Source organism: Streptomyces antibioticus (genome assembly GCF_002019855.1).
Taxonomy (GTDB): Bacteria; Actinomycetota; Actinomycetes; order Streptomycetales; family Streptomycetaceae; genus Streptomyces; species Streptomyces antibioticus_B.
Map to the genome: position 1 here is coordinate 7,376,875 of NZ_CM007717.1, position 19,848 is coordinate 7,396,722.

Below are 19,848 nucleotides of genomic sequence, written 5' to 3' on the forward strand. Positions count from 1 at the left end.
GGCGCCACGGCCCCGCTGTTCCTACAGTCGGAACATGAGTGCCACCGTGGCGAGTACCTCGGCCAAGGGCGGTACGGGTCCGGGTGCCCGGTCCGCGGGGCGGCTGCTGAGCCGTGTGCCGCAAGGCTTCGCGGTGTTCTTCGGCGCCCTCGGCCTGCTGTGCGTCCTGCTCGCCCTCTTCCCGCCGCTGCGCCGGCTGCTGCGCCCGGTCGTCCGCTTTCTCGACCTGGTGATCGTGCCGGTCAGCGCCAACCTCGCCTACGCCGTCTTCCTCTTCCTGCTGGCCGCCGCCACCGCCGCCCGCAAGAAGATCGCCTGGTGGCTGGTGGTGGTCTACCTCGGCCTGGTCGTCCTCACCGACCTCGCGGGGGTGGCCGTCGGCCTGTACGCCGCGTCGCTCCCCTCGCTCGTGGTCTGCGCCCTCGCCCTGGCCCTGCTGGTCGTCGCCCGCGGGGAGTTCTACGCCGTCTCCCGCAAGGGCGCGGTCCGCCGCGCGCTGCTCGTGCTGGCCGCCGGGCTCGCCCTCGCGATCCTCGTCGGCTGGGGACTGGTCGCCCTGTTCCCCGGCACCCTGCCCGCGGGACAGCGGCTCGGCTGGGCCGCCAACCGGGTCCTCGGCGGACTGGTCTCACCCGGCTCCTTCGACGGCCGGCCCCCGCACGCCCTCTACTTCCTGCTCGGCCTCTTCGGCGCCCTCGCCCTGCTCAACGCCGCCGCCACCCTGTTCCGTTCCCAGCGCATGGAAGCCGCCCTGCACGGCGACGAGGAGTCCCGCATCCGCGCCCTGCTGAGGACCTACGGCGGTCAGGACTCCCTCGGCTACTTCGCCACCCGGCGCGACAAGGCCGCCTCTTCTCGCCCAGCGGCAAGGCCGCCGTCACCTACCGCGTCGAGGCCGGCGTCTGCCTGGCCGGCGGCGACCCCGTCGGCGACCGCGAGGCATGGCCGCACGCCATCGCCGTATGGCTGGACGCCGCCCGCCGGCACGCCTGGCAGCCCGCCGTCATGGGCGCCTCCGAGGACGGCGCCCGCGCCTACGCCCGCTCCGGCCTCGGCGCCCTGCAACTCGGCGACGAGGCGATCCTGCACGTGGCCTCCTTCGACCTCTCCGGCCGCGACATGCGCGTCACCCGCCAGGCCGTCAACCGCGTCCGCCGCACCGGCGCGAGCTGCCGGGTCCGCCGCCACTCCACCCTCACCGACCAGGAGATGGAGGAGATCGTCGACCGCGCCGACGCCTGGCGCGACACCGAGACCGAACGCGGCTTCTCCATGGCCCTGGACCGGCTCGGCGACCCCGCCGACGGCGACTGCCTCCTCGTCGAGGCCCTCGACGGCGACGGCCGCCTCCTCGCCCTGCTCTCCTTCGTGCCCTGGGGCACCGAGGGCATCTCGCTGGACCTGATGCGCCGCGACCGCGAGGCACCCAACGGCGTCATGGAGTTCATGGTCGCCGACCTGTGCGCCGCCGCGCCCAAGCTCGGCGTCCGCCGGATCTCCCTGAACTTCGCCGTCTTCCGCTCGGTCTTCGAGGAGGGCGCCCGCATCGGCGCCGGACCCGTGCTGCGGCTGTGGCGCAGACTGCTCCTCTTCCTCTCCCGCTGGTGGCAGCTCGAAGCCCTGTACCGCTCCAACGCCAAGTACCGCCCCGAGTGGTACCCCCGCTTCCTCTGCTACGGCGACGCCGGCTCCCTGGCCCGGGTGGGCCTGGCCTCCGGCATCGCCGAGGGCTTCGTCTCCGTGCCCTCCCTGCGCACCCTGTGGGGCCGGCGGAGCCCGAAGGCCGGGCCCCCGCCCGCCGGAACCGAGGGACTGCCGCCGTCCGCGGAACTCGGCCTCGACGGAGGGGACGAGACCGGGACCGGCGGGGCGGACGCGGGCCTGCCCGAACAGGTCCGCGTCCGCCGCCACACCCTCGAACGGCTGCGCGCGCGGGGCACCGACCCCTATCCGGTCGGCGTCCCGGCGCGCACCCACGCCCTCGCCGACGTCCGCACCGGCGACACGGCCACCGTGGCAGGACGGATCATGCGGGTCCGGGACTTCGGCGGCATCGTCTTCGTGACCCTGCGCGACTGGTCCGCCGACCACCAGCTCGCCCTCACCCGCGAGGCGCTCGGCACCTTCCGCGCCGACACCGACCTCGGCGACCACATCCTCGTCACCGGCACCGAGGGCACCAGCGACCGCGGCGAACCGACCCTCTTCGTCACCTCCTGGCAGCTCACCGCCAAATGCCTGCGCCCCCTGCCCGACAAACGGCGCGGCCTGACCGACCCCGAGACGAAGGTCCGGATGCGCTATCTCGACCTCGCCTCCAGCCCCGCCGCCCGCGAGGTGATCCGCGCCCGCTCCACCGCCGTCCAGGCCCTGCGCCAGGGCCTGCTCACGCGCGGCTACCTGGAGGTCGAGACACCGATGCTCCAGCAGATCCACGGCGGCGCCAACGCCCGCCCCTTCACCACCCACATCAACGCCTACGACCTCGACCTCTATCTGCGGATCGCCCCCGAGCTGTACCTCAAGCGGCTCTGCGTCGGCGGCCTGGAGAAGGTCTTCGAACTGGGCCGCACCTTCCGCAACGAGGGCGTCTCCTACAAGCACAACCCCGAGTTCACGATGCTGGAGGCGTACCAGGCGTACGCCGACTACGACGTCATGCTCACCCTCGCCCGCGAACTCGTCCAGGGCGCCGCCACCGCCGCCTACGGCGCCCCGCTCGCCCACAAGGACGGCGAGGAGTACGACATCTCGGGGGAGTGGCCGGTGCGCACGGTCTACGGCGCGATCTCCGACGCCCTCGGCGAGAGCGTCGACGCCGACACCCACCTCACCGTCCTCCAGCGCCACTGCGACCGGGCCGGCGTCCCGTACACCCCGGACGACGGGCGTGGCGACGTCGTCCTGGAGATGTACGAACGGCTCGTGGAGGAACGCACCCGCCTCCCCACCTTCTACAAGGACTTCCCCACCGACGTCTCCCCGCTGACCCGGCAGCACCGCACCGACCCGCGGCTCGCCGAACGCTGGGACCTGGTGGCCTTCGGCACCGAACTGGGCACCGCCTACTCCGAACTGACGGACCCGCTGGAACAGCGCCGCCGGCTCACCGCACAGTCCCTGCTCGCCGCCGGCGGCGACCCCGAGGCCATGGAACTCGACGAGGACTTCCTCGACGCCCTCGAATACGCCATGCCCCCCACCGGCGGCCTCGGCATCGGCGTGGACCGCCTCATCATGTTCCTCACCGGCCTGACCATCCGCGAGACCCTGCCGTTCCCGCTGGTCCGCCGCCGCTGACACGGATCCGCGCCCGCCGCCACCGGCCTGCGCCCGCCCGGGTGGAATCGTGCCGCCGGACCGGTGTCGCTGTGGTGCGTCGGGGCCGCGACGGGCGACTGATGTCTTCATGAAGAAGGATCAGTTGTTCACGCGGCGCCGCGTGTTGCTCGCCGGCGCCACCGCCGTCGGAGCGGCCGGCACGGCCGGACTGCTCGCGTGGGGCTCGGGCGACAAGCCGGTCCGAGCCGCCGCCCCGGCCGCCGGCGCCCCCGCCCGCGGCGTCCCGCTGAAGCCCTCCGCCTACCGCCTCCAGCCGCTGACCGGATACGGTCCACCGCGCACCGCGCCCGGCCGCACCCCGGTCCGCAGCGAACCCATGCTGAAGATGACCGGCCGCGGCCGCACCATGGTCCTCACCTTCGACGACGGCCCGGACCCCCGCTACACCCCCGGAGTCCTCGACACCCTCGCCGAGTACGACGTACGCGCCATGTTCTTCGTGTGCGGGGAGATGGCCACCGACCACAAGGACCTGCTGGCGCGGATGGCCGACGAAGGGCACGTCGTCGGCAACCACACCTGGTCGCACCCCCTGCTGACCTCGCTCACCCGCCGTCAGATCCGCTCCGAGATGACCCGCACCAGCGAGGTCATCGAGGACGGCTACGGCGAGCCCCCGCGCTGGTTCCGCGCCCCCTACGGCGCCTGGAACCGCACCACCTTCCAGCTCGGCGCCGAACTCGGCATGGAACCCCTGGCCTGGACCGTCGACACCCTCGACTGGACCGCCCCCGGCACCGGCACCATCGTCTCCCGCGTCCAGGACGGCGCCGGACCCGGCGTCGTGGTGCTCTCCCACGACGCCGGCGGCGACCGCTCCCAGAGCGTCGCCGCCCTGCGCCGCTATCTGCCCCGGCTCCTCGACTCCGGCTACCACATCACCGTGCCGCGCCGGCAGTACACCTAGCCACCGCGGCCCCCCGCCCGGCCGGGGTCCGTCAGCGGACCTCGGCCAGGCGGGCGAAGGCGACCACGTTGCCGTCGTAGCCGTTCGCCTTGGAGAAACCGCCGCCGCAGGTGATCACCCGGAGTTCCGGGGTGCCCTTGGAGGCGTAGACGCGGTCACCGGGAAAGTCGTTCTTCGCGAAGACCTCGATGCCGTAGATCTCGAAGACGGCCGTCTTTCCGTCCTGCCGCACCACCTCGACGCGATTGCCCTTCTTCAGGGCCCCGAGTCCGTAGAACACGGCGGGGCCCTGTGTGTTGTCGACATGGCCGACCACGACCGCCGTGCCCTTCTCGCCGGGTGTCACGCCCCCGGTGAACCAGCCGGCCAGATTCGGGTCCTCCGGCGGCGGCGCGGCCACCCAGCCGTCCGCGTCCAGCCCCACCGGCATCACCGGCGCGTCGACCTGGATCGCCGGGATCCGCACCCGGTCGGGCATCCCGTACGGCAGCGCGGCCGGCGCCTTGCCGAACACACCCACACCGGTCCGGCTGTCCGCGGCCGCCGCGGCGGCGGGCTGCGGCGGCCCGATGTCGAATTCCCCCGAGCCGTTGCGGATGAGCGCGAGACCGGTCAGCAGCACCAGCGCTATCACCCCCCAAGGGGCCCGCTTCCGCTGCTGCCGCTCCTCCTCTTCCGCCGCCTCGGACAGCTCATACGCAGACATTCGCCAGCCCCTTTCGACATGGCCGTCGCCACGTCCTTTCGCGCATACGAGAACGCTAATTCCCCGCACGGAAACCGGCGACGGGGGCGACGGCGAACGGGTGGCGCCCCAGCCGTCCGGTGCGCCATCCGAGTTGCCGCCCAAAGTTATTTTCTGACGGTCCGTGACCTGCGGCGATATCGCCGCGCACGCTTTTCCCCCGGCGTGTCCGCTCACCAGGACGGACCATTCTCGAAATGCGGGCGCGCAGACGGCATCTGAGGGTCGTTCCGGGAGGCGCTTTCTCGCCGACACACCGGGGACGGGCCCCGGGGCGCCTTCCGCGGAGGAACACATGCGCAAGCCACGAATCGTGGCGGCCTCGGCGGTCTCGGCCGCCGCGGCCGTCGCTCTCGGCCTGGCCGCCCCGGCGGCCGTCGCCCGGGACGGCATGACCGCCAACCCGAGGAACGTCGTCGTCCAGCCCAGCGTCATCGCCCGCGGCGGCCAGATCACGGTCAGCGTCGACGGCTGCCCGGCCGGCGGTCACATGACCTCGAGCGCCTTCCCGCAGTCGAACCTGACCCCCGTCAACGGTGTCGGCCAGTCCGCCAGGGGCACCGCCACCATCAACGACAACGCCCGCCCGGGTCCCTACGACATCACCGTCTACTGCTCGGGCCAGACGCTGACCGCTCCGGCCGCCTTCACCGTCATCGGCGGTGTCCGCGGCGGCCTCGGCGGCAGCAGCTCCACCGGCGCCACCCCGACCGACATGGCCATCGGCGGCGGCCTGGTCGCCGCGGCCGCGGCCGGCGGCGCGCTGTTCTGGATGCGCCGCCGCTCCGAGCGCCGCGCCTGAGCGGTGTGCCCTCCTTCGCCCCGGAGACCTCCGTGTCTCCGGGGCGAAGCCCTTGCGTCCCACCGGCCGTCAGCCGGCGTCCTCGCCGGTGCGGCGGCGCGAGAAGTGGTACGCGGCACCGAGGGCGCCCGCGATCAGCGCGGCCCCCAGACCGATCTCCTTCAGATCGAACCCGCCGAAACTCCCGCCCTCACCGGCGTGCACCCCGTGGTACGACGGATACGGCAGCGGACTCGGCCGCCCCGAGGCGATCGTCAGATCCTTGACGGCGCTCAGCCCGCCGCAACTGAACGTCACCCGGTACGACGCCCCCGGCTTGGCGTCCCAGTCCACCTCGGCCGCCGCCGAGGACGATCCGCGCGGAATGGTGACCGCGTCGAACACCCCCGACGACACCGTCACATGACTTCTGCACCCGGTGACCTCGCGGTCCACCCGGAGGCTGACCTGCCCGCCCGGCTCCACCAGGGACGGCACCACGCTGTAGCCCGTGGACATGACGTAGTGGTCGTCGTCGCCGATCGCGACGGCGGCCGGGGCGGAGAGGGTCAGGGCGGTCACGCCCAGCAGTGCGGCCGAAGCGACGCGTATCGCGGACATGGTGGAACCTCCGGTACCCGAGGAGCGGCGACGGACCTGTTCCGTTCGCGCCGGAAATGCACCTCGATGACCGAAACGCTAGGAACAGGTGTGCGTCGGCGCGATCGGTGTCGCGCGAATGGGGCACGCGTGTGGGCCGCCCAGGGGACGAACGCTGCTGCGTCCGGGGGACGGTGACGGCGTGGCGCCGCCGTTCCCCGGACCGTCCCCTCACTTCTGCGACACCCCGGGGAAGTGGTGCAGGAAGGGTTCCGCGGAGGCGGTGACCCCCCGGCTGTAGGGCGCGTCGAAGTCCCAGATGAGGAACAGCAGGAACGCGATCAGCGCCGAGAACAGCCCGGCCAGCACGAGTTCTCTGGTGGTGCGCCGGATCTGGAGGGCGAAGACCATGCCGATCGTGATGGCCGCCCCGGCCAGCAGCCCGAACCACACCACCCCGGGCATGGTCGCCCCGGTCGAGCCGGCCCGGGCGTTGCGCGCCTGGTCGGCCGTGGCCATCTGGTCCAGCAGGGGCTGGTACGCCTGCGCCTGGAAATCGTCCGCGGGCTCGTAGTCGGTGACGTCCTCGCGCAGCCGCATCAGGAGTTCGTCCCCGCGCTCGGTGACCTCCCCCTTGTCGGCCATCGCCTGCCACTCGACGGTGACGACATGTCCGACGTAGGCGTTGACATCCGCCCGAATGCGGTCACGGACGTCGGGCGGATAGACCCGCACCCGCTCCGAGATCTCGTGCAGCGCCTGGGCCTCGGTCTGGACGTGGTCCTCCGCGACCCCGCGCGCCTCCCAGACCCCGGCGATGGCCAGGCCCAGGACGATGGCGTACACCACACCGATCCACATCGTCATGTACTCGATGACGTCCGGGGTCTCGGAGGGATCCTCGTCCTCGGCCGCCGTCCGGTGCCGTACGAGGGTCACGGCGATCACCACCGCGCAGGCGGCGAGCATCGCGAAGGTAAGAACAAGCCATTCCGGCAAGAGGGGCCTCCTGGGGGCCAGGGTCTTTCTTTCGGATCTGGCCGGCTTCGAGCGACGGTGTCGTCTCGGCGGGCCCGAGCGGGGTCTGGTGCGTGTAGCTGCAAGGCGGAGGAGGGCGGCAACGCGGAGCGTTGACAACCGACGACAACGCGGCTGGGGGTCCCCCCTCTGGGGGAGTGCGTGCCAGGGCCCGCGACCCCGGCAAGATCCGCAAGAGAGGCCCTAGCGGGGGCGCAGTGCGGCGACGGCGATCAGGGCGGGGACGGTGATGAGGAGGACGTAGGTGACGGGGGACTGGCCGCCGCCGGTCTGCCGCGGGCGGGGCGGGGAGTGGTAGGCCGGGTAGTGCACCGGGGTCGCCGAAGGCGTGGGCGTGGGTGTCGGTTTGGGCGTGGGGCGCGGTTTCGGGGGCGGGGCGGGTTTCGGCGGTGGCGCGGGGGCCGGGGGTGGTGCCGGCCGGGGTGCCGCGCGGGGGGCAGGCGGGGGTGGTGGCGTCGGACGGAGGGTGGGCCGGGGTTTCGGCGGCGGTGTGGGTGTCGGCGTGGGCTCGGGGGGCGGCGGCGTGGGCTTCGGCGGGGGCGGAGGGGGTGGAGGCGGCGGTGGAGGGGGTGGAGGCGGTGGCGGGGTCGGTTCAGGGGGCGGCGGGCACACCGGGGGCGTCGGCTTCTTCGGCCAACCCGGGCCGCCCGAGCCGGTCCAGGCGCTCGCGCCGCCCGTCGTGGAGCTGCCGGCGACGGCCACCGCCTCGGTGCCGTCCGGCCCCGTCGAGGCCCAGGCGCACGCGTCGGCCACGGCCACCCCGGCCGGTACCGCCGCGAGCAGCAGAAGGGCGGTCACCAGGGCCGACACCCGGGCGGCGACGGCGGTTCGGGTCGGTTCGGGTCGATGCACGTCGAGATCATGCGGCTTTCCGCAGCCCACCACGCCGGGCCCGGGAGGGGATTGCCCCGATCGGGGGAAGTCCGCGCCCAGGGGTTTGGCGGAAAGAATTTCGCGCCGCCTTTGAACACAACGGGCGCTCGCGTGCGTACCCAGTGCCGTGGGCGGCGCAGCAGGGCGCTGCGACACCCTTAGGACTATCGGGGAGTTGTTGACGATGAAGACCTCCTGGCGGAGCGCCTCACTCGCGGCGAGTGTGGTGGCCGTGCTGACGCTGGCGACGGCGTGCGGTCAGGAAAGCGGTACGTCCGGCTCGAGCGAGAACGTGGGCGCGACCGCCCCGGGCTCGATCGCGGGCGTGGGTGCCGGGTCCGGCGTCGGCGCGGGTGTCGGTGCCGGTGTCACGGAGAGCCCGGGCGGCTCCGACGCGGGTGCCGCGGGCGGCGCGGGCGAACTGGCCATCAGCGCCGCCACCGACCTGGGCAAGATCCTCACCGACGGCAACGGCAAGACGCTCTACCGCTTCGACTCCGACACCGCCGAACCGCCGAAGTCCAACTGCGACGGCGACTGCGCCACCGCCTGGCCCCCGGTCGCCGCCGACGACGTGACGGCCGGCGACGGTATCGACAAGTCGCTGCTCGGCGAGGTGACCCGCTCCGACGGCACCAAGCAGCTCACGGTCGCCGGCTGGCCCGCCTACTACTACGCCAAGGACGCCAACGCCGGTGACACCACCGGCCAGGGCGTGGGCAACAAGTGGTTCGCGCTGACCCCCGAGGGCAAGAAGGCCAAGGCGTCCGGCTCGGGCGGCGGCGGTTCCGAGGCCGGTCTGCCGGGTCTCTCCGTGCGCAACGACCCCAACCTCGGCAAGATCGTCGTCGACAAGAACGGCATGACGGTCTACCGCTTCCTCAAGGACAAGGCCTGGCCCGAGCCGGTCTCCAACTGCAACGGCGCCTGCCTGGACAAGTGGCCCGCCGTCGCCCCGGTCGCCACCGACGACACCAAGGGCGTGCAGAAGAAGGGCCTGATGAGCTTCACCCGCAGCGACGGAATCAAGCAGATGACCGTCAACTGCTCCCCGATCTACACCTTCGCCGGTGACAAGTCGCCCGGTGACATCAACGGCCAGGGCGTGGGCGGCCAGTGGTACGCCGTCGCCCCCGACGGAAAGCTGGTCGGCGCCCCGGCGCAGTAAGAGATCACCTCCCCAGGGCTGATCCCCGCAGCCGCCGGCGTCCGACCCCCGGTCCGCCCCCTCCGCGCCGCACGGAGGGGGCGGACCGCTGTGCTGCGGGCGTCCTCCGTATGCGTAGACTTTCGCCGCCCTTCCGGCCACTTCGGAACTCTCCGGAATCCTTCGGTGCTTTTCGGGGCCCTTCGGAGGGCGTCAATTCGGCTCGCGCCGCAGGCAGTGACCGGGAACGGACGGTCAATTTCCGTTTCGGCTCGCCCCTTTGGCGGGCGATCAGTAGCCTCAGCTCGAACACCGGATCGCCTACGCCTTGGAGAGATACATGGAGCGTCCCGCCTGGGCCCCACGGAGCATCGACATCTCGGTGCCCAGTGTCTCGCGGATCTACGACTACTACCTGGGCGGTTCGTACAACTTCGAGGTCGACCGGGAAGCGGCGCGCAAGGCGATGGAGTTCATGCCGGGACTGCCCAAGATCATGCAGGCGAACCGGGCGTTCATGCGGCGCGCGGTGCGCTGGGCGGCGGGCGAGGGCGTGACGCAGTTCCTCGACATCGGCTCGGGCATCCCCACCTTCGGCAACGTCCACGAGGTGGCCCAGGCGGCCCGCCCCGGCGCCCGTGTCGTCTACGTCGACCACGACCCGGTGGCCGTCGCGCACAGCGAGGCCGTACTCGCGGAGAACGCGGACGCCGATGTCGTCGCCGCCGATCTGCGCAAGCCGCGGGAGATCCTCGACAGCCCCCAGGTGCGTGCCCTGATCGACCTGGACCGGCCCGTGGCCCTGCTGCTCGTTGCCATACTGCACTTCGTGGAGGACGCGGACGACCCGTACACGGCGGTGGCCGAGCTGAGCGCGGCGCTGGCGCCCGGCAGCATGCTGGTGCTCACCCATGCCTCGTACGAGGGAATCCCGTTGCCCACCGAGCGGGCCGGGGGCGCGGTGGACGTGTACAAGGACATCCGCAACCCGCTGATCATGCGCTCGCGCGACGAGATCGCGCGGTTCTTCGAGGGGTACGACATGGTGGAACCGGGACTGGTGCCGATGCCCGAGTGGCGGCCGGACACCGCACCGGAGGACGAGGATCCCTATGCCTTCTCCGGGTTCGCCGGCGTGGGGCGTACGGCGTGACCGCGGAGCCGGACGGGCCGGAGGACAGACTGCGCCGCTTCGCGACGATCTGGAGCCGGGCCGTGTTCCCGGTGACCTCGACCTCGCTGACCCGGCCGGAGTTCGAGCGGCAACTGCTGCCGCTGGCACGGCGGTTGCGTGCCGGACTGCTGGCGCGGTCCTTCGACGCCGACACCGGCAAGGAGGTGGGCGCCGCCCTCGTCGAGGCGCACTGCACGGACCCCGAGGCGCTGAGCCGGGCGCTGGACTGCGTGGACGCGTATCTGGTGCTGTACTGCGGTGAGGACGGCCCGCAGGAGGAGCTGCGCACGCGTGCCTCGCGGCTCCAGCACGCGATGGCCGCCGGGTACGCCCAGGCGCTGCGCGAGCGGACGCTGGCCGAGCAGGAGGCCATCGCCCGGGCCGCGTTGCAGGCCCAGGGCGTGGTGGCGCAGGCGCTGCACGCCACGGAGGCCCGGTTCCGCGCGGTGTTCGAGGGCGCGGCGATAGGGATCGGCATCTCCGACCTGGAGGGCAACCTCCTGGAGTGCAACGGCGCGATGCTGCGGATGTTCGGCGGGTCCGAGCAGACGGTGCGCGGCCGCAACGTCCGTGACTGGACGCACGCCGAGGACGCCCCGCAGGTCTGGCGGCTCTACGAGGAGCTGGTGCGCGGCGAACGCGAGCACTACCACACGGAGAAGGCGTTCTACCGGCCGGACGGCACGGTGCTGTGGACGAATCTGACGGTCTCCCTGCTGCGGGACGCCGACGGCCGGCCGCAGTACCAGCTCGCGCTGATGGAGGACACCACCGAGCGCCGGCTGCTCAACCTGCGGCTGCGCTACGAGGCGACCCATGACGCGCTGACCGGGCTGCCCAACCGCACGCTGTTCTTCGAGCGGCTGGAGAAGGTGCTGAGCGCCGGTGGGGACCAGCGGTTCGGGCTGTGCTACCTCGACCTGGACGGCTTCAAGACCATCAACGACAGTCTCGGCCACGCGGCCGGCGACCGGCTGCTGGTCGAGGTCGCCGACCGGCTCCAGTCCTGTGCGACGGCGCCCGGCGAGATGGTCGCGCGGCTCGGCGGTGACGAGTTCGTGGCGCTGACCACCGGTCCCGACACCGACCGTGAGGTGGACGAACTCGCCACCCGGATCCAGAACGCGCTGGTGGCGCCGGTGCGCATCGACGGCCGGGAGCTGACCGTGCGCGGCAGCATCGGCATCGTGGAGGGACCGGCGGCCGAGCGCAGTCCGGCGGAGGTGCTGCGCAGCGCCGACATCACGATGTACCGGGCCAAGTCGGCGGGCGGCAACCGCTTCGAGCTGGCCGACCCCGAGGCCGACGCCCGCGCGATCACCCGGCACGGGCTGACCACCGCGCTGCCGGCCGCGCTGGAGCGCGGGGAGTTCTTCATCGAGTACCAGCCGCTGGTGCATCTCGGCGACGGCGGGGTGCGCGGTGCGGAGGCGCTGGTGCGGTGGCTGCATCCGCAGCACGGGGTGCTCGGGCCCGACCGGTTCATCCCGCTCGCCGAGCACACCGGGCTGATCGTGCCGCTGGGGCGCTGGGTGCTGGAGCAGGCGGTGGACCAGGCCCGGCAGTGGCGCGAGCGGTCCGGGGACACGGATCCGGTGCGGATCAACGTCAACCTGTCGCCGTGCCAGCTCACTCATCCCGGTCTGGTGCAGGACACGGTCGACATCCTGGAGCGGGCGGGCGTCGAGCCGCGGGTGCTGTGCCTGGAGGTGACCGAGTCGGCGCTGATCGGCGCCGACGACGATCTGCTCAAGCCGCTGCGCCGGCTCGCCGAGATGGGCGTCGACATCGCCCTGGACGACTTCGGCACCGGCTACTCCAACCTCGCCAATCTGCGCCGGCTGCCGGTGAGCGTCCTCAAGCTGGACCGCTCCTTCACCCAGGGCATGCAGCAGTTCCCCGCCGATCCCGTCGACCTCAAGATCGTCGAGGGGATCGTCTCCCTGGCCCACAGCCTGGACCTCGCGGTCACGGTGGAGGGCGTGGAGACCGGCGCCCAGGCCGAACAGCTCCGCCTCCTCGGCTGCGACACGGCCCAGGGCTGGTACTACGCCCGCCCGGGCCCCCCGGACCGCCTCCACGAACTGGCGCTGGTGGACGCGGCGGGCTGAGACGCGGGGTGAGACGGGGCCTTCTTCAGGGCGGGTGAGGCGGGGCTTCTTGAGGAGGGGGAGTGTCCCCGCCGGGAAGCCCCCTTCCCGCTCCCCGGCGTCACCGCTCCAGCAGCATCCGCTGCAACTCCCTCGCCGCTCGCGGCGGAGCCACGTCGCTGCGGTGGGCCAGGGCGATCGTGCGGTGGAGGCCGGGGCGGGCGAGGGGGGTGACGCGGAGGCCGAGGCCCGAGCGGGCGGCGACCATGCGGGGGACGACCGCCACGCCGAGGCCCGCCCGGACGAAGCCCAGGACCGCGTCCATCTCACCGCCCTCCACCGCGAAGTCCGGCTCGAACCCCTCCGCCCGGCACGCGGCGACGGTCAGTTCCCGCAGGTCGTAGCCGTGCCGGAACATCACGAGGCGTTCGCCCTCCAGATCGGCGACATGGACCGCGCGCCGCCCCTCGCCCGGCCGGGGCGACTCGGGCGAGGACACCACGACCAGGTCCTCCCGCAGCAGCTCCACCGTGGTCAGCGCCGGGGACGGTGTCGGCAGCGGCAGGACGACCAGCGCCAGATCGAGGGCGCCGCGGGCCAGCTCCCGCACCAGATCGTGCGAGCCGCCCTCCTCGATCAGCAGCCGGATGCCCGGATAGCGGTCGTGGAAGGCACGCAGCACGTCCGGCAGCAGCCCCGTGCACAGACTCGGCGTCGCCCCCAGCCGCACCCGGCCGGCCCGCAACTGCACCAGTTCCTGCACCTCGTAGCGCGCGGTCTCGGTGTCCGCGAGGATCCGCCGGGCCAGCGGCAGCAGCGCCTCGCCCGCGTCGGTGAGCGTGATGTTGCCGCGCGCCCGCTGGAAGAGATCGGCCCCCAGCTCCCGCTCCAGCGCCCGGATCTGCTGGGACAGCGAGGGCTGGGCGACATGGACCAGCTCGGCGGCCCGGGTGAAGTGCCGGGTCTCGGCGACCGCCACGAAGTACTGGAGCTGCTGGAACTGCATCCAGCCATGATAGGCACGGCCTATCGAAACGAGCCGGACCATGTCTTGGACCGATGGGGCCGTTCGGCCCTAGCGTCGGCGGCATGGCTCTGGCAACGCGGACGGACCGACGGCCGTCGATGGCGCGCACGGTGTGGAACTCCACCGTCGGCAAGAAGACCGTGATGGCCGTCAGCGGCCTGATCATGCTGCTGTACCTGGTCGTCCACATGATCGGAAACCTGAAGATCTTCTTCGGGGCGGGCGAGTTCAACCACTACGCGCACTGGCTGCGCACGGTCGGCGAACCGTTCATGCACTACGAGTGGACGCTCTGGCTGGTCCGGATCGTGCTGGTGGCCGCCGTCGTCGCCCACGCCGTCTCCGCCTACCAGCTCAGCCGCCGCGACATCCGCGCCCGCCCCACCCAGTACGTGCACAAGAAGGCGCGGGCGAGCTACGCCACCCGCACCATGCGCTGGGGCGGCATCATCCTCGCGCTCTTCATCGTCTGGCACGTCCTGGACCTCACGACCGGCACCGTGCACAGCGGCGGCTTCCAGGAGGGCCACCCCTACCAGAACGTCGTGGACACCTTCTCCACCTGGTACGGCAACGTCATCTACATCGTCGCGATGCTCGCCGTCGGGCTGCACGTCCGGCACGGCTTCTGGAGTGCCGCCCAGACCCTCGGCGCCGGCAGCCGCAGCCGCGACCGCGCCCTGAAGGCCACGGCGAACGTCCTCGCGCTGGTGCTCACGGCCGGCTTCATCGCCGTACCCGTGGGCGTCATGACCGGAGTGGTGAGCTGAACATGACTACCGACTACACCGCCTACACGACCGGCGCCCCGCTCGTCGACACCAAGGCCCCCGCGGGGCCCGTCGCCGAACGCTGGGACACGCGCCGCTTCGAGGCCAAGCTCGTCAACCCCGCCAACCGGCGCAAGCACACCGTGATCGTCGTCGGCACCGGCCTCGCCGGCGGCTCCGCGGGCGCCACCCTCGCCGAACAGGGCTACCACGTCGTCCAGTTCTGCTACCAGGACTCCCCGCGCCGCGCCCACTCGATCGCCGCGCAGGGCGGTATCAACGCCGCGAAGAACTACCGCAACGACGGCGACTCCGTCCACCGGCTGTTCTACGACACCGTCAAGGGCGGCGACTTCCGCGCCCGCGAGTCCAATGTGCACCGCCTCGCGCAGATCTCCGTCGAGATCATCGACCAGTGCGTGGCCCAGGGCGTGCCCTTCGCCCGCGAGTACGGCGGACTCCTCGACACCCGCTCCTTCGGCGGCGTCCAGGTCTCCCGCACCTTCTACGCCCGCGGCCAGACCGGCCAGCAGCTCCTGCTCGGCGCCTACCAGGCGCTCAGCCGGCAGATCGCGGCCGGGAACGTCGAGATGCACCCCCGCACCGAGATGCTCGACCTGATCGTGATCGACGGACGGGCCCGCGGCATCGTGGCCCGGGACCTGATCACCGGAAAGACCGACACCTACTTCGCGGACGCCGTCGTCCTCGCCAGCGGCGGATACGGCAACGTCTTCTATCTGTCGACCAACGCCATGAACTCCAACGCCACCGCCGTGTGGCGGGCGCACCGGCGCGGCGCCTACTTCGCCAACCCGTGCTTCACCCAGATCCACCCCACCTGCATCCCGCGCACCGGCGACCACCAGTCCAAGCTGACGCTGATGAGCGAGTCGCTGCGCAACGACGGCCGGATCTGGGTCCCCAAGGCCAAGGGTGACGACCGGCCGGCGAACAGGATCCCCGAGGACGAGCGCGACTACTACCTGGAGCGCATCTACCCCTCCTTCGGCAACCTGGTCCCGCGCGACATCGCCTCCCGCGCCGCGAAGAACGTCTGCGACGAGGGCAGGGGAGTCGGCCCCGGCGGACAGGGCGTCTACCTCGACTTCGCCGACGCCATCAAGCGCATGGGCCGCAAGGCCGTCGAGGCCAAGTACGGCAACCTCTTCGACATGTACCAGCGGATCACCGACGAGGATCCGTACCAAGTGCCCATGCGGATCTACCCGGCCGTGCACTACACGATGGGCGGACTGTGGGTCGACTACGACCTCCAGACCACCGTCCCCGGCCTGTTCGCGATCGGCGAGGCCAACTTCTCCGACCACGGCGCGAACCGGCTCGGCGCCTCCGCCCTCATGCAGGGCCTCGCCGACGGCTACTTCGTGCTGCCCGCCACCATCAACGACTACCTCGCCCGCAACCCCCACCAGGGCGACATCACCGCCGAACACCCCGTCGTCCAGGAGGTGCTGGCCGAGACCCAGGACCGGCTGAACCTGCTGCTGTCCGTCGACGGCGACCGCACCCCCGACTCCTTCCACCGCGAAGTCGGCGAACTGATGTGGGAGTTCTGCGGGATGGCCCGCACCGACGCCGGACTGCGCAAGGCACTGGAACGCATCCCGCAGATCCGCGAGGAGTTCTGGCGCCGCATCAAGGTCCCCGGCACCGGCGAGGAGTTCAACCAGTCGCTGGAGAAGGCCAACCGGATCGTCGACTACCTGGAACTCGCCGAGCTGATGTGCCTCGACGCGCTGCACCGCGCCGAGTCCTGCGGCGGCCACTTCCGCGAGGAGTCCCAGACCCCCGACGGCGAGGCCGCCCGCCGCGACGAGGAGTTCTCGTACGCGGCCGCCTGGGAGTTCACCGGCACCGGCACGGCCCCCGCCCTGCACAAGGAAGACCTGGTCTTCGAGTACGTCCACCCCACCCAGCGGAGCTACGCATGAAGCTCACCCTGCGCGTCTGGCGGCAGCGCGCCGCCGACGCCGACGGCGCCATGTCCACGTACGAGGTGGACGGCATCTCGCCCGACATGTCCTTCCTGGAGATGCTCGACACCCTCAACGAGGAACTCATCCTGCGCGGCGAGGACCCGGTCGCCTTCGACCACGACTGCCGCGAGGGCATCTGCGGCGCGTGCAGCCTCGTCATCAACGGCGACGCGCACGGCCCCGAGCGCACCACCACCTGCCAGCTCCACATGCGGTCCTTCCGCGACGGCGACACCATCGACGTCGAGCCGTGGCGGGCCGCCGCCTTCCCGGTGATCAAGGACCTGGTGGTGGACCGGTCCGCGTTCGACCGGATCATCCAGGCCGGCGGATACATCACCGCCCCGACCGGCGCCGCCCCCGAGGCCCACGCCACCCCGGTGCCCAAGCCGGACGCCGACCTCGCCTTCGAGCACGCCGAGTGCATCGGCTGCGGCGCCTGCGTGGCGGCCTGCCCCAACGGCGCGGCCATGCTGTTCACCTCCGCCAAGGTCAACCATCTGAACGTGCTGCCGCAGGGCGCGCCCGAGCGCGAGACCCGGGTCCTCGACATGGTGGCGCAGATGGACGAGGAGGGCTTCGGCGGCTGCACCCTCGCCGGGGAGTGCGCGACGGCCTGCCCGAAGGGGATCCCGCTGGTCTCCATCACCGGTATGAACAAGGAGTGGCTGCGCGCCACCCGCAAGGCGGCCAAGCGGTAGGCCGCGGCGGGAAAGCAGCGAAGAGCGTTCGCCGACGGTGCGGACGGGCGGGACCGGGAGTGGTGCTCATCCCCGGTCCCGTCTGGCTTGCCCGAGGACGCCGGCCCGGCCCGGACCCTGGCATTCAGCATTCCCACATCCGTTCTCCCGGCACCGGTCACGTACACGCCAACCGGGATCGGGAGAAACAGGGGGAGCGCCACCGTCCCCGCTGTGGCCCGTCCCCAGGAGTGAGCCATGTCCGGCGTATCCACCCTCGACCGTCCCCCGCACTCCACCGCCCCCGTCCGCTACACCGTCACCCTGGCCCGCGACGAGGACGACGTACGGGCCGCGCAGCGGCTGCGGCACGAGGTGTTCGCCGGTGAGCTGGGCGCCCTGCTGACCTCCCCGCGGCCGGGACTCGACGTCGACCCCTTCGACGCCCACTGCGACCACCTGCTGGTCCGCGACACCGGCACCGGACAGGTCGTCGGCACCTACCGGCTGCTGCCGCCCGAGCGCGCCGCCGTCGCCGGACGGCTGTACGCGGAGAGCGAGTTCGACCTCACCCGCCTCGACGCGATCCGCCCCGACCTGGTCGAGGTCGGCCGCTCCTGCGTCCACCCCGACCACCGCGACGGCGCCGTCATCGGCCTGATCTGGGCCGGCATCGCCCGCTACATGGTGGACCGCGGCCACGAGTGGCTGGCCGGCTGCTGCTCGATCCCGCTCACCGACGGCGGCACCCTCGCCGTCGGCACCTGGGACCGGGTCCGCGCCAGGCACCTGGCCCCCGAGGAGCACCGCGTACGGCCGCTGCGCCCCTGGGTGCCGGCCGTGCCGCCGCCCGCGGGACGCACCGAACTGCCCGCCCTGCTGCGCGGCTACGTCCGCCTCGGCGCCCGGGTCTGCGGGGAGCCCGCGCACGACCCCGACTTCGGGGTGGCCGACCTGTACGTGCTGCTGTCGATGCGCCGGGTCGACCCGCGCTATCTGCGCCACTTCCTCTCCCTCGTCCCCGCCTCATGAGCGCCTGGCTGCCCACCGCGCCCTGCACCCCGCGGGGCTGCGTCCGCACGACGGCCGGCCTCACCGCCGTACCGCGGGCCGTGCTGCGGCTCACCGCCGTCCTGCTGCTCGTCCTCACCGGCGTCGTACTGTCCCCGCTCGGGGCGCGGATCCCGGCCGGGGCGGTACGGCGGTGGAGCCGGGCGGTGGTGCGGGCGGCCGGCGTCCGGATCCGGGTGACCGGCGCGCCCGCGCCGCCCGCGGCCGGCGGTCTGCTCCTGGTCGCCAACCACATCTCCTGGCTGGACGTCCCGCTGCTGGCCGGGATCCGCCCGGCCAGGATGCTCGCCAAGGCCGAGATCCGGACCTGGCCGGTCGCGGGCGCGCTGGCCGCGCGCGGCGGCGTCCTGTTCATCGACCGCGACCGGCTGCGCGCACTGCCCGGCACGGTCGCCCGGATCGCCGGAACCCTGCGCGCGGGTCGGGCCGTCGCGGTGTTCCCGGAGGGCAGCACCTGGTGCGGCCGCGCCCGAGGGCCCTTCCGGCGGGCGGTGTTCCAGGCGGCCCTGGACGCCGGGGTCCCGGTCCAGCCGGTACGCATCCGCTACCGGGACGCCACGGGCGCGCCCAGCACCGCGCCCGCCTACGTCGGCGACGACTCCCTGGCGGCCTCCCTGTGGCGGGTGGCCTCGACCCGCGGCCTGATCGCCGAGGCGGAACTGCTGCCGCTGATCCCGCCGGGCACCCACCCCGACCGCGCGACCCTGGCCTCGGCGGCGGGGGCCTAGGGTCCTTCTTTCGGATCTGGCCGGCTCCGAGCGACGGTGCGTCTCGGCGGGCCCGAGCGGGGTCTGGTGCGTGCAGATGCAAGGCGGAGGAGGGCGTCGACGCGGAGCGTCGGCAACCGACGACAACGCCGCAGATGTGCGTGCCAGGGCCCGCGACCCTCGGCAAGATCCGAAAGAGAGGCCCTACCCGTCGCGCAGGGCCTCGGCCCATGCCGCGAGCCGTGCGAAGTCGTAGGGGAGCAGACCGCGGCGCGGGTCGACGTGATGCAGCAGTGCCGGTCCCGGATGACGGCGGGTCACGAACTCGCGGTCCCGGTCGCCGACTTCGTCGTCCACCCAGGCGAAGGGCCGTCCGGCGGCCCACTCCACGATCCGCTCGGTCTTCCAGAAGACACCCGTGGGCGTCCGCTCCCGGGCGCCCGGCCCCCAGTCGATGTACGGCAGCTCCGGCAGCCCTATCTGCGGCCCGATCCACACGTTCGCCTCGGCCTCCCACGTGGTGGCCCACACCAACTCGTACGGCAACGCCCGCAGGGCCGCGCCGTGCGAGGGGTCGAGCCACACCCGCAAGGGCTTCACCGCCGGGTCGTCCCAGCCACGCGGCCGCATCCGATGGGTGAGGTACCCCTCGGGCCGCCGGGTGGGCTTGGCGGCGTAGGGATTGAGCGGGCCGTCGACGTCTATGAGCAGCAAGGGCGGCCGGGTGTCGGTCATGCGGGAGTGTACGGCGCCGGAGTCCTCGGGCGGGCGGACTGGACATGCGGGAGCCTTCCGTACACGTCACGACGGACCCCGCGAGTCCCCGCACCGGCCACCCCGTCACGCCCGGTGACCGGCGCGGGTGCGGGGCCGCGTGTGCCGTGGCAGGTTGGTTA

16 protein-coding genes and 1 pseudogene are annotated in these 19,848 nt (G+C 72.5%); 11 read left to right on the forward strand and 6 right to left on the reverse strand.

The features are described from left to right. Positions 1 to 34 precede the first annotated feature (34 nt). Together lysX and AFM16_RS33480 are read left to right on the forward strand one after the other, a co-directional pair. Positions 35 to 3,300: pseudogene (gene lysX, locus AFM16_RS33475) on the forward strand (bifunctional lysylphosphatidylglycerol synthetase/lysine--tRNA ligase LysX). Positions 3,301 to 3,409: 109 nt separating this feature from the next. Next, complete coding sequence (locus AFM16_RS33480) at positions 3,410 to 4,249, forward strand: polysaccharide deacetylase family protein (protein WP_078636163.1); 840 nt, start codon at positions 3,410 to 3,412, stop codon at positions 4,247 to 4,249. 31 nt (positions 4,250 to 4,280) lie between these two features. Here the strand turns inward: AFM16_RS33480 and AFM16_RS33485 are convergent, their stop codons facing one another. Then, positions 4,281 to 4,955, reverse strand: coding sequence for a class F sortase (locus AFM16_RS33485; protein ID WP_078636164.1), 675 nt, complete (start codon positions 4,953 to 4,955; stop codon positions 4,281 to 4,283). Positions 4,956 to 5,289: 334 nt separating this feature from the next. Here AFM16_RS33485 and AFM16_RS33490 point away from each other — a divergent pair, with 334 nt between their 5' ends. Continuing rightward, positions 5,290 to 5,796, forward strand: a complete 507-nt coding sequence (locus AFM16_RS33490) for a hypothetical protein (RefSeq protein WP_078636165.1) — start codon at positions 5,290 to 5,292, stop codon at positions 5,794 to 5,796. Between the two features lie 69 nt (positions 5,797 to 5,865). On the opposite strand, the gene AFM16_RS33495 is transcribed toward AFM16_RS33490, so the two are convergent. The 3 genes from AFM16_RS33495 to AFM16_RS40275 form a co-directional block, all read right to left on the reverse strand. Continuing rightward, positions 5,866 to 6,396, reverse strand: coding sequence for a hypothetical protein (locus AFM16_RS33495; protein WP_030798149.1), 531 nt, complete (start codon positions 6,394 to 6,396; stop codon positions 5,866 to 5,868). Positions 6,397 to 6,606: 210 nt separating this feature from the next. Continuing rightward, complete coding sequence (locus tag AFM16_RS33500; RefSeq protein ID WP_078636166.1) at positions 6,607 to 7,374, reverse strand: bestrophin-like domain; 768 nt, start codon at positions 7,372 to 7,374, stop codon at positions 6,607 to 6,609. Positions 7,375 to 7,596: 222 nt separating this feature from the next. After that, positions 7,597 to 7,725 carry a hypothetical protein gene (locus tag AFM16_RS40275; protein WP_256861377.1) on the reverse strand — a complete coding sequence of 43 codons (129 nt, stop codon included), beginning with the start codon at positions 7,723 to 7,725 and terminating at the stop codon, positions 7,597 to 7,599. A gap of 745 nt (positions 7,726 to 8,470) precedes the next feature. Here AFM16_RS40275 and AFM16_RS33510 point away from each other — a divergent pair. The 3 genes from AFM16_RS33510 to AFM16_RS33520 all read left to right on the forward strand — a co-directional run bounded on the left by AFM16_RS33510 (position 8,471) and on the right by AFM16_RS33520 (position 12,718). Continuing rightward, the gene (locus AFM16_RS33510) at positions 8,471 to 9,454 is read left to right on the forward strand and encodes an SCO0930 family lipoprotein (protein WP_078636167.1); all 984 of its coding nucleotides are present in this window, start codon (positions 8,471 to 8,473) and stop codon (positions 9,452 to 9,454) included. Positions 9,455 to 9,773: 319 nt separating this feature from the next. After that, complete coding sequence (locus tag AFM16_RS33515; protein ID WP_078636168.1) at positions 9,774 to 10,586, forward strand: SAM-dependent methyltransferase; 813 nt, start codon at positions 9,774 to 9,776, stop codon at positions 10,584 to 10,586. Next, positions 10,583 to 12,718, forward strand: a complete 2,136-nt coding sequence (locus tag AFM16_RS33520; RefSeq protein WP_078636169.1) for a putative bifunctional diguanylate cyclase/phosphodiesterase — start codon at positions 10,583 to 10,585, stop codon at positions 12,716 to 12,718. Before AFM16_RS33515 ends, AFM16_RS33520 begins: the two co-directional genes overlap by 4 nt. 100 nt (positions 12,719 to 12,818) lie before the next feature. Here AFM16_RS33520 and AFM16_RS33525 read toward each other — a convergent pair whose 3' ends face one another. Continuing rightward, the gene (locus AFM16_RS33525; protein ID WP_078636170.1) at positions 12,819 to 13,703 is read right to left on the reverse strand and encodes a LysR family transcriptional regulator; all 885 of its coding nucleotides are present in this window, start codon (positions 13,701 to 13,703) and stop codon (positions 12,819 to 12,821) included. Positions 13,704 to 13,822: 119 nt separating this feature from the next. On the opposite strand from AFM16_RS33525, the gene AFM16_RS33530 reads away from it, so the two are divergent. The 5 genes from AFM16_RS33530 to AFM16_RS33550 all read left to right on the forward strand — a co-directional run bounded on the left by AFM16_RS33530 (position 13,823) and on the right by AFM16_RS33550 (position 18,973). Beyond that, positions 13,823 to 14,494 carry a succinate dehydrogenase gene (locus AFM16_RS33530; protein WP_078636171.1) on the forward strand — a complete coding sequence of 224 codons (672 nt, stop codon included), beginning with the start codon at positions 13,823 to 13,825 and terminating at the stop codon, positions 14,492 to 14,494. A gap of 2 nt (positions 14,495 to 14,496) precedes the next feature. Next, complete coding sequence (locus AFM16_RS33535; protein WP_078636172.1) at positions 14,497 to 16,449, forward strand: fumarate reductase/succinate dehydrogenase flavoprotein subunit; 1,953 nt, start codon at positions 14,497 to 14,499, stop codon at positions 16,447 to 16,449. Then, positions 16,446 to 17,195, forward strand: coding sequence for a succinate dehydrogenase/fumarate reductase iron-sulfur subunit (locus AFM16_RS33540; RefSeq protein WP_030791582.1), 750 nt, complete (start codon positions 16,446 to 16,448; stop codon positions 17,193 to 17,195). The genes AFM16_RS33535 and AFM16_RS33540 overlap by 4 nt, the downstream gene beginning before the upstream one ends. Before the next feature lie 237 nt (positions 17,196 to 17,432). Beyond that, a complete protein-coding gene (locus AFM16_RS33545; protein ID WP_078636173.1) occupies positions 17,433 to 18,206 on the forward strand; it encodes a GNAT family N-acetyltransferase in 774 nt (257 codons plus the stop codon). After that, positions 18,203 to 18,973 carry a lysophospholipid acyltransferase family protein gene (locus AFM16_RS33550; RefSeq protein WP_078636174.1) on the forward strand — a complete coding sequence of 257 codons (771 nt, stop codon included), beginning with the start codon at positions 18,203 to 18,205 and terminating at the stop codon, positions 18,971 to 18,973. The genes AFM16_RS33545 and AFM16_RS33550 overlap by 4 nt, the downstream gene beginning before the upstream one ends. Before the next feature lie 183 nt (positions 18,974 to 19,156). Here the strand turns inward: AFM16_RS33550 and AFM16_RS33555 are convergent, their stop codons facing one another. Continuing rightward, positions 19,157 to 19,687: a hypothetical protein gene (locus tag AFM16_RS33555; protein WP_078636175.1), complete on the reverse strand. Its 531-nt coding sequence runs from the start codon at positions 19,685 to 19,687 to the stop codon at positions 19,157 to 19,159. Positions 19,688 to 19,848: the final 161 nt, after the last annotated feature.

Coding starts and splice junctions, on each gene's coding strand:
- AFM16_RS33480 (WP_078636163.1), top strand. CDS start 3,410: ATGAAGAAGGATCAGTTGTTCACGCGGCGCCGCGTGTTGCTCGCCGGC.
- AFM16_RS33485 (WP_078636164.1), bottom strand. CDS start 4,955: ATGTCTGCGTATGAGCTGTCCGAGGCGGCGGAAGAGGAGGAGCGGCAG.
- AFM16_RS33490 (WP_078636165.1), top strand. CDS start 5,290: ATGCGCAAGCCACGAATCGTGGCGGCCTCGGCGGTCTCGGCCGCCGCG.
- AFM16_RS33495 (WP_030798149.1), bottom strand. CDS start 6,396: ATGTCCGCGATACGCGTCGCTTCGGCCGCACTGCTGGGCGTGACCGCC.
- AFM16_RS33510 (WP_078636167.1), top strand. CDS start 8,471: ATGAAGACCTCCTGGCGGAGCGCCTCACTCGCGGCGAGTGTGGTGGCC.
- AFM16_RS33515 (WP_078636168.1), top strand. CDS start 9,774: ATGGAGCGTCCCGCCTGGGCCCCACGGAGCATCGACATCTCGGTGCCC.
- AFM16_RS33525 (WP_078636170.1), bottom strand. CDS start 13,703: ATGCAGTTCCAGCAGCTCCAGTACTTCGTGGCGGTCGCCGAGACCCGG.
- AFM16_RS33530 (WP_078636171.1), top strand. CDS start 13,823: ATGGCGCGCACGGTGTGGAACTCCACCGTCGGCAAGAAGACCGTGATG.
- AFM16_RS33535 (WP_078636172.1), top strand. CDS start 14,497: ATGACTACCGACTACACCGCCTACACGACCGGCGCCCCGCTCGTCGAC.
- AFM16_RS33540 (WP_030791582.1), top strand. CDS start 16,446: ATGAAGCTCACCCTGCGCGTCTGGCGGCAGCGCGCCGCCGACGCCGAC.
- AFM16_RS33545 (WP_078636173.1), top strand. CDS start 17,433: ATGTCCGGCGTATCCACCCTCGACCGTCCCCCGCACTCCACCGCCCCC.
- AFM16_RS33550 (WP_078636174.1), top strand. CDS start 18,203: ATGAGCGCCTGGCTGCCCACCGCGCCCTGCACCCCGCGGGGCTGCGTC.
- AFM16_RS33555 (WP_078636175.1), bottom strand. CDS start 19,687: ATGACCGACACCCGGCCGCCCTTGCTGCTCATAGACGTCGACGGCCCG.